This is a genomic window from Pedobacter sp. 22163, assembly GCF_052045595.1.
In the GTDB taxonomy this organism is placed as follows: domain Bacteria; phylum Bacteroidota; class Bacteroidia; order Sphingobacteriales; family Sphingobacteriaceae; genus Pedobacter.
Window position 1 is genome coordinate 30,490 of the sequence record NZ_JBQEPM010000015.1, and the last position, 12,824, is coordinate 43,313.

The 12,824-nt window shown below is 43.5% G+C and carries 8 protein-coding genes; all 8 read right to left on the reverse strand.

All coding sequences use genetic code 11. From position 1 onward, the window contains the following. Window positions 1-33: 33 nt before the first annotated feature. The gene (locus ACTJKN_RS26135) at window positions 34-1,152 is read right to left on the reverse strand and encodes a Gfo/Idh/MocA family protein (RefSeq protein ID WP_440828560.1); all 1,119 of its coding nucleotides are present in this window, start codon (window positions 1,150-1,152) and stop codon (window positions 34-36) included. Window positions 1,153-1,339: 187 nt separating this feature from the next. Next, entirely contained in the window at window positions 1,340-2,596 is a 1,257-nt protein-coding gene (locus tag ACTJKN_RS26140; protein WP_440828561.1) for a serine hydrolase domain-containing protein, read from the reverse strand. A gap of 37 nt (window positions 2,597-2,633) precedes the next feature. Then, window positions 2,634-5,513, reverse strand: coding sequence for a TonB-dependent receptor (locus ACTJKN_RS26145; RefSeq protein ID WP_440828562.1), 2,880 nt, complete (start codon window positions 5,511-5,513; stop codon window positions 2,634-2,636). 15 nt (window positions 5,514-5,528) lie between these two features. Further along, window positions 5,529-6,557, reverse strand: a complete 1,029-nt coding sequence (locus tag ACTJKN_RS26150) for an alpha/beta hydrolase fold domain-containing protein (protein ID WP_440828563.1) — start codon at window positions 6,555-6,557, stop codon at window positions 5,529-5,531. A gap of 4 nt (window positions 6,558-6,561) precedes the next feature. Further along, window positions 6,562-7,413: an alpha/beta hydrolase fold domain-containing protein gene (locus ACTJKN_RS26155; RefSeq protein ID WP_440828564.1), complete on the reverse strand. Its 852-nt coding sequence runs from the start codon at window positions 7,411-7,413 to the stop codon at window positions 6,562-6,564. Further along, on the reverse strand, window positions 7,413-8,954 hold the full coding sequence (locus ACTJKN_RS26160; RefSeq protein WP_440828565.1) for a long-chain-fatty-acid--CoA ligase: 1,542 nt from the start codon (window positions 8,952-8,954) through the stop codon (window positions 7,413-7,415). The genes ACTJKN_RS26155 and ACTJKN_RS26160 overlap by 1 nt, the downstream gene beginning before the upstream one ends. A gap of 106 nt (window positions 8,955-9,060) precedes the next feature. Further along, window positions 9,061-9,933 carry a helix-turn-helix domain-containing protein gene (locus tag ACTJKN_RS26165; protein WP_440828566.1) on the reverse strand — a complete coding sequence of 291 codons (873 nt, stop codon included), beginning with the start codon at window positions 9,931-9,933 and terminating at the stop codon, window positions 9,061-9,063. 339 nt (window positions 9,934-10,272) lie between these two features. Then, window positions 10,273-12,738, reverse strand: a complete 2,466-nt coding sequence (locus ACTJKN_RS26170) for a TonB-dependent receptor domain-containing protein (protein WP_440828567.1) — start codon at window positions 12,736-12,738, stop codon at window positions 10,273-10,275. Between the last annotated feature and the right edge of the window lie 86 nt (window positions 12,739-12,824).

The window sequence follows — 12,824 nt, forward strand, 5'->3', positions numbered from 1 at the left end:
TTTATTGAGCAAAAAAGCACTAACAGCCCAAAGCTAAGCAGTAAGTTTGACCTGTTTTCCTGTTTTTACGGCCTGGTAGATGGCATCAATAATTTTAAGATCTTTCAAACCTTCTTCACCGTTTACAGGAACTACCGGCTTTTTATCTTCAAAAATAATAGTGGCCATTTCATCCATCTGTACAGTTTGGTGCGTAGTTATGGGCTGCGTGAGTTCACCCAGATGTGTTCTTCCCTTGATGGGACCATAACCCGTAGAAGGTTGCATTTCTGCAAATCCTTTGTCGCCACTCATAAAAAATCTATCCAGGTGATTGATGTTATAACTAGACAAGCAGGACGCTACCGCACCGCTCGGAAACCCCAATTGAAATTGTATGGTTTCATCTACACCTTCTTTAAACTTTACAGGATCAGTCTTGGTTTCCTGAGCCGTTACCCAGATCGGCTCTTCGCCCACCATATACCTGGCCCCGTTAATCGCATAGATTCCAATATCCATCATTGATCCACCACCGGCAAGTGCTTTGTTTAGTCGCCATTGCGTAGGATCGCCTGCTTTAAAACCACATTGTCCCTGGAAAAACCTGATTTTACCGAAGTCGCCCGCATTTCTCATTCGGATTACCTCCAGTGTACGGGGTTCAAAATGCAATCTATAGCCAACCAGTAACTTTACATTTGCTTTTTTACAAGCATCAAGCATTTCTTGCCCCTCTTTGGCATTCAATGCCATCGGTTTCTCGCATATGGCATGTTTTCCGGCTTTTGCTACGCGGATAACCTGACTATGGTGCAGCGCATTTGGCGTAATCACATAAATTGCATCTATATCCGGATTGTTTTTTACCTGATCGAAGTTGTCGTAGTTATAACAATTTTTCTCCGGGATGTTGTACTTCGTTTGCCATTCCTTAATTTTTGAAGGCGTACCGCTAATTACACCTACCAGTTTTGCCTTGGTACAGGCCTTCATCGCGTCTGCTACACGGGTGCCATATCCACCTAAACCCATGATGGCTACTCTGAGTACCCTACCCTGGTAAGGCTGTTCGATCTGATCAAAAGCGTTCGCAAATGTCGATATTGATCCCAATTGCAGCATCAACGCTGATGCACCCATTTTTTGTAGAAAATCTCTTCTGGTATTCATAATTTTCCTGTGGCTATGTACCTATTCAGCAAAAATTTAAGCAATATGCACAATTGCCCCGTTTTGCCGCTTAATTATCTGATTTACTTCATGATACCTAACACCAACCGATTACATTTAGTTTTTAAGATTTGCTAATTAGTAAGTTTAATAAGGATACCGACAAGCGTTTTTACTTGGCAGGTTATTATTTCAGTGCCTGATAAACCAGTACTTTATATTTGTCGCTGAGTTCACTATGTTTAAAGGGCCACTGCTGGAGGAATAAAAGTCCTGAAAGTTTTTCTTTTGGATCGGCCCAGTAGGAGGTTGCGAAAAAACCTCCCCAGGAAATGCTTCCTTCAGATAAGCCTAATTTGCCACTTCCCTTAGCTGTTGTGAGTTGAAAGCCAATTCCGAACTTATCGTCACCCAATGAAATATCCCCGATCTGGTTCCTGGTCATCACATCAACAGTATGCCTTGCCAGCAATTGCTTACCTTGATAGTTCCCTTTATTGATAAACAGTTGCAGGAAAGCAGCGTAATCCGTTATGGTAGATACCAATCCCGCCCCACCAGCAAGATAACCATTGTTATTTACAGGGTAATTTATCGAACTACCCGGAAATGTACCATCAACCCATTTAATGGGCTTACGGTTCTTCACATCTTCGGTATAGGCAGTTACCAATCTACTCCTTTTGGTTTCAGGCAGATGAAAATAGGTATCGTTCATCCCCAGGGGAGCAAAAATTCTTTCGGCAAAAAACCTGTCTAAGCTCATGCCTGATGCGACCTCCACCAGCCTTCCCAGCACATCAATACTTAAACTATAGTTAAAACGTTCGCCAGGGTTATATTCAAGAGGCAAAGTGCCCAGTTTATTCACAGCATCAGCCAAAAGCTGCTTATGGTCCGAAAATCCAGCCTGTATACCAGCCTTGGCATAGATAGCCTGCATTTTGGCCGAACCGATCTGTGCGTAACCCAATCCGGAAGTATGTGTGAGCAGATCTCTGATGGTAATTTCGCGTTTAGCGGGCAGGGAGGTATAACTACTGTCCTTTTCGTTAAACTTATCGAGTACTTTAGGCCTGGCAAATGAGGGAATATATTTAGATACCGGATCATCAAGCAGAAACTTTCCCTCCTCCCATAACATCATTACCGCCGTGCTGGTAATGGCTTTGGTTTGGGATGCAATACGGAATATGGCATCTTTATGCATCGGCCTGGCTTTTTCTTTATCGTCCATACCAAATGCTTTAAAATAGGCTGGCTTCCCATCCTTCGTTACCAGGCATACTGCCCCCACAATCCAATTGCTATCGATGTAACTTTGAACCACCCGGTCTATCCGGGCTAAACGCTCAGGATGAAAGGCACCGGAATGTACCGTTTGCTGTGCGTGCAGCGACAAACACATGGTGGTAATGGAGAGGAACAGGATTATACGTTTCATAAGACCGGTATTGTTAATATCAAATATAGCTAAGAAATTAAAACTTGTACGAAGCAGTTAAGTAATAGGCCCTTGGTGGGTTGGAAATGGTAAAATAAGGGGTATTATTGGCCACTGCAGCATCAAACTGTGCCTTGTTAAAGCTTCCTGCCCCACTTAACTGCGTTAACAGGTTTCCGGGCCGGGCCCAGCTCATTACCTGATAATTATTGAACAGGTTATTGATATTTGCGCTCAAAGTTATTTTATGCGTGAGATTGTACCCTGCGCCGATATCAAAATTGGAGAAGGAAGGCAGGTAAAACACGTTAGGGGCATTGGCCTGTCTTTTGCCAAGATAAGACCAGGTGAGAAAAAGATAGAGTTTTTCATTGTGATAAGTGGGTGTAATGCGTGATATGATCCGCGCATTGTTATCTGTTTCGTTACCGGAATAAGATATTTTAGTGTCGTCTGCCATTCCAGGACCGTTGGCTACCCAATATTCTGCCTCCACAATTTTGGAACGCTGAAAGGTTGCAACAGCCCTCAGGCTAAAGGTTTTGGTTAGGTTATAATCGCCTTCTATCTCTATCCCAAATGTGCGGTATTTGCTATACAGGGAAGGCGTGGTATAAAGTGTTGCATCTGCGTTGGTAAAAATCGAACCGTTTGGCACTCCGCTTAACATGCTGTAAAAAGGCGTAATAAATAAATCAAGATCTTTCCTCCGGGCTTTCAGGCCAAGTTCTACCTGTTCGGTGGTACGTACTTCAGGATTTAGCAAGGCCACTGTTTCGGGCCTGTTGGCAGCAAAATATACATCCATATCCGGCGATTTTTTACCTCTTGAGTAACGGGTATACACGGCTGTATTGTCATCGAACTTATAATTGAGTGCACCTGAAAAAGAGAAAGTATTTAATCTTTTTTCAAATTCTACCGAGCTGATACGATCGAGGGTATTGTTATTGAAGAATGTTTTCGGATCATTATCTGTTCCGCCCTGTAAACCGGTTTTAAAGTAAGTGCGCTGGTTATGCGCCTCTACTTTGGCCGTTTCGTACCTTCCTCCCCAATCAAAGGTCAGTTTATCGGTCATGTTCCAGGTTTGGCTGAAGAAAAAGGCGTATTGTGCCTGCGTTACGTTAAAATCAAGGAAGCCGCCTGTATCACCGTTAGCCTGTGCAATTCCTTCAGCATTGGTTACCTGATGCACCCCGGTAGTGCCCCCCAGGGTAATGCCCGTAAAGGTGAGGTTTACAAGTTTTGGCCGGTTTTCAATGGTACCCAAAGCAACTCCATTAATTCCGGAGAAACGGTGAGCTTTCGATCTTCCATAGTACATCCCTGCGTTAAAGCTCATATTTTTAAGCTTTTTATTAACAGCAAACTGGTTAATAAGCTCATTCACCTGGTTCTCATAACTGCCCAATACAGAAAAATAAAGGGAATGTGGGCTTACGCCTTGTCCTGGCAATACATCCTTAACGATCGTATATGCCGGCAGCCCCCCCGGTCCGGGTGCTGCATTGATGCTCATCAGTTCTGCTCCGGTTTTGGCATCCTTGAAAGAATAGTTTCCAAATCCAAGTCCGGTCATCCCTGAAAGCAGAAAGTAACTGCTAAAATCGGTGCCACTCATAATCGAGCCGTTTGTGGTATTGTAATTGATATCATTCCGGGAGTAGCGGAAAGCATTGCTGAGCGACCAACCTTTGCCCAACTGCTGTTCCCACAAGGCTCCTATCGATTTATATTTGCTTTCTACCACATTAGCCGGATTTAACGAGATATCGCCCCCTCCGATATACCGTGGGGAGGTAAAATCAAATTTGGGCATTAGGATGGTTGAAAATATATCGAATCCTTCACTTGGTTTTGGATCTGAGAAACTGTTGGTCGGCAGTAACTGGGCGTATCCATTTTTATCATGGAGGTATTTCCCGATTATTTTAAGGGAACCGGTTTTATATTTTTTTAAAAGGTTTGCCTTGATCTGTCCACCCTTATTAATGGGATAGCCCGGATAGCGGCCAGTTTGATCATACCGGTAAAAACCACCGATATTGTAAAACCAGTTATCCTTGATGGGCCCGCCCAGGTCCAGATCAACGCGTGCGAGCGGATTACCGCCATCACTTCCCTGAAAGCCATATTTGGTTCTGAGTTCGCCCTCAAAGGTATTACCTCCGGTTTTAGAAACGTAATTAAAGATTCCCCCGGGCGCATTTGCCGCTGTAACAGAGGCCGTTCCGCCCCGTACGGCTTCTAACCGGGCCAGGGTTGCATCTGGCCTGAGGAAGAAATCGGGCCCATAACTGAAATAGGTAATATTGGTTACCGGAATTCCATCTTCCTGCATCGAAACATATTCATAGCCAAAACTGCCGTCTTGCGAACCTGCGGTGATGCCACGTGAGGCAACACTGTTCCTGATCTCACCATTTGATGAATTTACAAATACGCCTGGTGCATTTTTTAAAAGGTCGGCAGCACTTGCTGGTACAGTGCGTTCAATTTGTGCACTGTTTAAGGTGGTAATGGCGACCGAAGCATCAATACGTTTCCGCTTATCGAACATCCCCGTAACCACCACTTCATCCATCGTGTTCACCGCTGTTGTCATCCTGATCACCGCTTTAGCGTTGGCTAACAAAGCTATTTCCCGGGTGATGAAACCCAAAAAAGAAACGGTTGCAGTTTCCTTTTGGGTACTGATATTGGTAAAAACAAACTCACCGTTCTGGTCGGTAGTTGTGCTTCGTCCGGTTATTTTCAGTTTAACACTTGCACCGGGAACAGCATTTCCCTGCTCGTCGGTAACTATACCTGAAAAAGTATTGGTTTGAGCGGTACATATACCCGCAAACAGTAACATGGCCAAAAGCATAAAAAGCTTTCCGTAATTTAGATTTTTGTGTAATTTTCTTTTCATAACCGATAGCTTATATTATTGGTTCAGTAGTTTTTTTGCCATGTAGTAGAGTTCTGTATTTGCCCGCTCAGGAACAAAGCCATGAGGGTACCCGGCGTAATTGTGCAACTCTGTAAATATTCCTGCATTGATAAGTCTTTGCGCATATAAGAGTGCACCATCCCTCAAAGGGTCGACGCCGCAGGTTAAAATATAGGTTGGCGGCAGGCCCTTTAAATTTTGGGTCAGCCCTGGCAGTGCATGCTCAGGAACATTTTTATATTGTTTCTCCCCAAGATAATATTTTAGGTAGCGGGTCATGTCGGCCCCCTTAACACCGGGAATATTCCATAACTCCACTACCGATACATGGGTTGTATCCATATCTGCGGGAGGAAAAACCAGCAGTTGTGCCTTTATTTTCGGCCCTTTTTCTGCCCTGGCCTTAAGTACGATGCTTCCTGCAACTGCTGCTCCGGCACTTCCGCCGCCCACACCAACTTTAGCGGTGTCTATCCCATAAGTTTTTGCATTGGAAATACCCCAGAGCAGGGTGGAATAACCATCGTTTACCCCGGCCGGAAATACATGTTCTGGGGCAAGCCTGTAATCGACCGATATCACCACAACCTGGGAGCGGATGCTCATCGTAGCGCAAGCCTGGTGATCACTGGTCAGATTCCCTGCAATGAAACCGCCACCATGGAACCATACCAGTAAAGGAACATTCCCGTTGGCGTACTTTGGCCTGTAAACCCGAATGGGCACCAGCGGATCGCCTTTTTCCAGCCCCGGGATACTTAAGTCTGAGACTTCTACACTATCTGCGTTTTTAAGCTTAGGCGTTGGACGTGCCTTATCCGCTTTTCTGGCATTGGTGATAAACGTACTATCAAGTTTTGAGACCGGCCCGAAGGCAAGTAATTTGATTTCCGGCGATAAGCGGGTACTCACCTCTGCTGCAGTAAGTGGCCTAACTGTGTTTTTCTGTTTTTTAGTCTGCTGTGCGAAAACGGCCGTACATGCCATAAGCATGGCCAGGCACAATGTGCTTAGTCTGTTCATAATTTTATCTTTTTTGTCCGTATTTTTTGAGCCATGCAACAGCTGCCTGGTATAGTTTCAATTTTTCCTGCGGTTTTTTATCCAGATCATGCGCCAGGCCTTGCACTTCAATAAATTTCACAGGAACATGCATGCGCTGAAGTTTTTCGGCCAGCTGCCTTGATTGAATAACCTTTACTACCGGATCGATGGTTCCATGCCCAATGAAAGTAGGGATGTTTTTAACATGGGTATATGGACTTGCCAACGAAAAACTTGCCGGGACATGGCTAACACCTGTAAAGCGGTCGCCGGTAATTTTTTCTACCAATCCGATCAGTCCTGCCTTTACACAATAATTGAGTGTGGCGGTATCGGTAAAGTTATTAGGGCCACTGAAATCTACTATGGCATTAATTTTCCTCGGTGCGGTATACCCATACAAAAGTGCCAGATGTGCCCCTGAGCTAAAACCCGCAGTACTAAAACCATCTGAACGGGTATTCCATTCATCAGCATGGTCTGCGCAGTACTTTACCGCGTTATCTACATCGTCCATAATCTGTTTATAGTGGATAGTAGAATCATTGGCATACCTGTGGTTGATATTAACCGAAGCAATACCTTCGCTGAGCAGGTATTGCTGAAAATCTCTGACATATTCTTTGCCGGCCTGCACCCATGCACCGCCATGGATCAGGATCACAAAAGGAGTTTTAGGCGTCCGGCCCGGTGGAAGGTAAACATCCATGAGGTTACGTTCAAAACTTCCATATTTTACATCATTGAGCCTTACGGTATCTTGCTGTGCCATGGCATCCATTGATCCCAGCAGCAAGAAAATAAGCACTTTTATCAAAATGGTCTTTTTCATCATTATAAATTATTTTTCAATTCTTTTTTAAACAGTTTTCCGGTAGCGGTTAAAGGCAATGCCGCTCTGAATTCCACATAGCGGGGACACTTATAAGAGGCCAGCATCGCCCTGCACCAGTCGATAATCTCCCTATCAGCGACCTGCTGGTTTTCTTTTAATACAATGAATGCTTTTACTTCTTCACCTAGCTTGTCATCCGGCACACCCACAACAGCGGCAAGCGAGACTGCCGGATGCTTCATCATCACCTCTTCTACTTCTCTTGGGTAAACATTCATCCCACCCCTGATGATCATATCTTTTAGTCTGTCAACAATGAAATAAAAGCCATCGTCATCTTTTATGGCAATATCACCAGAATGCAGCCAGCCGTTGCGCAGTACTTCCCGTGTTTCATCCGGTCTGCGGAAATAGCCTTTCATCACATTGTGTCCTTTATAGATCAGCTCTCCTTTTTCGCCGTTTGCAACCTCACGACCGACCGGATCAATTATTTTAACGGAGACACCCCAAACCGGGGTACCGATAGATCCGGGTTTGCGCCCGATCTTTGGATCGTTGAAGGTGACTACCGGAGAGCCTTCGCTCATTCCATATCCTTCCTGCACCTGAACACCGAACCTTTGCTCAAAGCCCTCCAGTACAGCCAATGGCAGAGAAGCGCCGCCAGAAATGCAGATCCGCAAAGCATTACTCACCTGCTGGTCAGCAATTTCGGGATGAATATAGCTGGCCATTACCCAATACATTGTGGGTACGCCTGCAAAGATGCTTACTTTGTATTTATTGATATTTTCGATAACATCTTTCGCATCAAACCGTGGCAAAAGGATACCATGAGCTGCCCTGTAAAGCCCTGCGTTCATCAACACCGTCATGCCAAATACATGGAATAACGGAAGAACAATCAATTGAACATCTGTTTGAGAAAGGGAAAACAGTTCAGCCGAGAGAACGGCATTGCAATAAAGATTGATATGGGTAAGTTCTGCGCCTTTTGGCTTTCCTGTAGTTCCAGATGTATAAATAATCACAGCCGTATCTTCTGCATCAGTAACGCAGCTATCAAAGGCTTCATCTTCCCCGGCCATCAGTTCAGCCAACGTATAACTTCTTTCCCCAACAGGTTTGTCAGCACCGATCAAAATAAAATTCCTGCAGCCAGACACCTGATCAAAAGCATTCCAGCCTAATTTCCCAACTGGCATTTCTGGAGTTCCTTCAAAACAAAAATAAAACGCTGCCTGCGAGTCCTGAAGGTGGTATTTTATTTCATCAGACTTAAGGAGGATATTCAGTGGAACCATTACAGCGCCAGTTTTTAGCACTGCATAATAAATAATGGGGAACCAGATGCAGTTTGGGCAAGTCATGGCTACCTTTTCACCTTCGCGGATGCCTAATTTTTTAAGTGCATTGGCCAACTGGTTAGCCATAAGATTTACCTGGTGAAAAGTAAAATCAGTGCTGCCGGAGCTGAAAGCCGGGCGGGTTCCGAATCTTGAGGCACTATCCTCCAAAAGCACAGATAAATTCAGCATAAAAATAGTTGGTTAGCGGCAAGTTTTGCTTGCTGATATGAAACTAATTATTATGCATGCATTATAAAAATCGAAACGGGAATTAATTCAGTCGAAACGGGAATTTCTATATTTTACCGTAATAACGCTTAAAAAGCATTTCGAAATACCTGATGTTGGTATAGCCCAAACTCCTTGCTGCCTCGGCAAGATCAACATGGTTTTCGGCAACCAATAGGTTTGCCATCTGGATTTTTTGTTGAATAATATATTGCCGGATCGGGAGTCCGTATACTTTTTTAAAATCCCTTTTAAGATCACACTCATTCAGGCCAACCCAACGGCTCAACTGTAAAACGCTTATTTCTGTGTCCATGTTAGACATGATCCGGGTATGTGCTTCTCTTATACTATCCAAACGTCTTTGGGTAAGGCCATCGCCATCAGCAGGTTCTATTTCCTTCTGACTTAAATGGCGGATCAGGTAATATATAAATTCCGTCAACTTGGCGTCCAGAAGCATGGTATTGGAAAAGTCGCGGGCGGAAATTTCAAAGAGCTGCTTGATGAGCTGTTTAACCTGAGGATGATGTGCACAGCTTTGAAACCGCCTGCTTAACTCCGTTATACTTCCTATAAAGTATGCTTCCGGGATAAAAAACCGTATTCCATCAACACGGGTAATTTCCCAGCTAAATTTCTTAGCGCCTTCCAGCGCAGCGGAATGTAAGAGCTGATCTTCATTGCTGATCCGAAAATCGATCAACCCCCGCTGTCCGACCGGGTCGGGAGAATAAAATTGTGTAGGTTCATTAAAATCCCAGATGCCGCGAAAAAAATGGATATCGTTTTTAATAAAAACCTGAACAAATCCAGTCCCCATATGCTCTGGAAGGATAATGCTCTTGGACGACCAGGTATCTCTTGAGGAAAAACCGTACTTCGTGGTCAGTTCCTGTAGATATTTCGTTGGGTCTGCGTAGGGCAATAACAACTGCATGCTAGTATATTTGGTCTACTGCAAGTTACGATTTTTCTTATCAAAACAGAACGGGAAAGCTGTCTGATATTCGCATGTTATGGTTGTATTCTTAATGCGATAATAGCGTATTGATTTAAGACATATTGTGTTGTTTCCCCCAGAAGTGTATGCGTGCAGTAAATTTTGTAGCGAACTTAAATAGCGTGACAAAAAACAGGAATGCTAAAATATATATCGTAAAAATCAGGGTTTTGACCATGTAAGCGCAGCGCCAACGAATCGTCATCCCGACCGCAGTTGCTCCGGTTTAGATGACGCCGATTTTTAGAATATGTCATTATAGAGGTTACTGCCATCTTAAAATTCCTTATCACCAAATTCGCTGGTAGGGAGCTTGGATTTACCGATAAGTTTGTTCAGGTTAAAGCTGAAATTCAGGATGAACACATCGGTTTCATAAATATAGTTGGTGGTGGTATAAAAATCTTTTCCAAATGTTGTTATCCGTTGTCTGTTTGATTGATTCATGCCAAGATCCATATTCTGCCACTGTAGGGTTGCAGAAAAACGTCCATCCATAAATGTTTTCTTAACAGCGGTATTGGGAACCAGGAATTTTGAATCTTCGCCCTGTGCTGTTGGCCGCTTTGATAAATAATTAACATTTCCCTGCACACTCCAGGTTTTATTCAGTTTAAAACTGGTATTGGCATTTATTGAGTATACCCAGTTTGCATTATCTACTACCGAATTGCTGCCCAGTACATTTAAATTTCCCGATACCTTATAATTATAAACATTGGCACCAAGATACAAGCTCCACCACTTAACAGGTTGGAGATTGGCTCCCATTTCAAAGCCAAAAGAACGTGCTTTTTCTGCATTCGTAAATACCCGGTTCAAGATCGTATCTGCATAAACGCTGTTTACACGCTGTATTGGATTTTTAATGTTCTGATAATACAGGGTTGTAAAAAACGAGCCCTTTTTGAAGGTTCTGGTCAGTCCGAGTTCTACAAGATCGATAAAAGATGGTTTTAGGTCTGGGTCGCCCTGTTCCAATGTTTCTGAGTGCTCTCTTTCAGGTATAGGGTTAAGCTCATAATTATTGGTACGCTGAATCCTTCTTGAATAACCAGCCTTTAACTTCAACCCATCGTTAACATTGTAAAGCAGGTTCAGGGAAGGGAAAAGGTTAGAAAGGTCTAGCTCATGAACTGCAGGATCGTAAGAAAGATTTAACCTTCTGGCGGCATATTCGTAACGCATTCCTCCAATATATTCCAGTTTATCCAGTTTACCTGAATACTGTGAATAAACCGAATGGATCTGGTTTTTTGCTTTGGCACTCCCTCTAAACCTGTTGGCATCCGGCTGCGAAATGGCAGGGCTTACAAAATAATCAAATTGCCCATCCTGGGTATCATACCTGAACTGATAACCGCTTTCGAGTTTCCCTTTACCAACATTAATGGCATAATCTAACTTAAACCTATAGCCATTTATCGGGTTCCTATATGGATTAAAAACGTACTGTATCGTATCGGCTGTATTGGGGTAACCAAGGTTTCTATTTTTGGTATTCCCATAAAGATTTGCATTTTCATATAACAACGAGGCTGTCAATGAGGATTTATCCGCAAAAGTATGGGTATAATCCAAATTGCCCAGTGTAAAAGTACCTTCCTTTGTTTGCAGGTTGGAGTTATAATAAGTGGTCGACCTAATGGGCAGCCCTGTTGAAAGATCTGAGGTGCTATTGGTGTAAACCAGATCTGCCAAACGTGCCTGATAACGCTTTCCACTAAAAAAACCAACAGAAATGGAGTTGTTTTTATCCAGAGTATAAACTGCAGATAATCTACCTGCGTAATTATATTTATCAAAACTACGTTCACCATTCGAGGGAAAACGTGTAATGGTATTATTGGTAAAATTCTTGGTCAACACATCTCCTTCACGGTAGCCCGCATTATCATTTCTAAGATAATTTCCACCTACAGAGATATCCCATTTATCTTTTCTGAAGTTCAGCGTAACATCGCCACCAAAGCGCTTGGGCTTTTCCTTGTTGTCATAGTCAGTTGTGCTTGGAAGTCCGGCCTGGGCATTGGCCGTCAATGTAAATCCGTCGTTAGCACCCTTTTTGGTAACGATATTGATAATACCGGCCTTTCCATCAGGATCATATTTAGCAGAAGGGGAAGTAATCAGTTCTATATTCTCCAGGCTGTTGGCAGGCAACTGGCTTAAAACAGTCTGTGCATCGGTAAGTACGGGCTTGCCATTTACGAGCACAAGAAATCCAGTCGATCCCCGAACACTGATCTGCCCTTCTCCGTTAACCGCAACGGAAGGCAGGTTCTTTAATACATCAATAGCGGTTCCACCTTTTGCACTTTCAAACTGGTCTGCGCGGTAAGATTGTTTATCGATCTTATTGGAGGCATTAACTTTTCCACTGCTAATGTTCACCTGGTTTAACAACTCGCTGGTTGGTGTGAGCGTGACCGAACCCAGGTTAACTATTCTTGTATCATTAATGTTTACGGGAATAAACCTGTTCTTATAACCGATGTAAGCTACTTTCAGTACGTATTCACCAATCTGAAGCTTACTGATCTCAAATGCCCCGTTAGGCCTGGTTAATACACCCCCAACTACTGTCGAATCTGTTTTTTTTAAGAGCGCCATACTGGCGTATTCGAGGGGCTGTTTGGTCTGCTGATCGATAAGAATGCCTTTAATGGTAACATTTTGAGCGTTGACGGTTTGGCTAAAAAAAATAAGCAAAAGAAGCGCGATGGATCTGGGGAGTTGCATAAACGGTATAAAAAATGATTAAAGATCTTCTATTGTTAAATGGATATTAAATACCGCAAAGAAGCAGGTAAAATTCCTTTTCTCAC

Coding starts and splice junctions, on each gene's coding strand:
- ACTJKN_RS26145 (WP_440828562.1), bottom strand. CDS start 5,513: ATGAAAAGAAAATTACACAAAAATCTAAATTACGGAAAGCTTTTTATG.
- ACTJKN_RS26155 (WP_440828564.1), bottom strand. CDS start 7,413: ATGATGAAAAAGACCATTTTGATAAAAGTGCTTATTTTCTTGCTGCTG.
- ACTJKN_RS26170 (WP_440828567.1), bottom strand. CDS start 12,738: ATGCAACTCCCCAGATCCATCGCGCTTCTTTTGCTTATTTTTTTTAGC.
- ACTJKN_RS26160 (WP_440828565.1), bottom strand. CDS start 8,954: ATGCTGAATTTATCTGTGCTTTTGGAGGATAGTGCCTCAAGATTCGGA.
- ACTJKN_RS26135 (WP_440828560.1), bottom strand. CDS start 1,152: ATGAATACCAGAAGAGATTTTCTACAAAAAATGGGTGCATCAGCGTTG.
- ACTJKN_RS26165 (WP_440828566.1), bottom strand. CDS start 9,933: ATGCAGTTGTTATTGCCCTACGCAGACCCAACGAAATATCTACAGGAA.
- ACTJKN_RS26140 (WP_440828561.1), bottom strand. CDS start 2,596: ATGAAACGTATAATCCTGTTCCTCTCCATTACCACCATGTGTTTGTCG.
- ACTJKN_RS26150 (WP_440828563.1), bottom strand. CDS start 6,557: ATGAACAGACTAAGCACATTGTGCCTGGCCATGCTTATGGCATGTACG.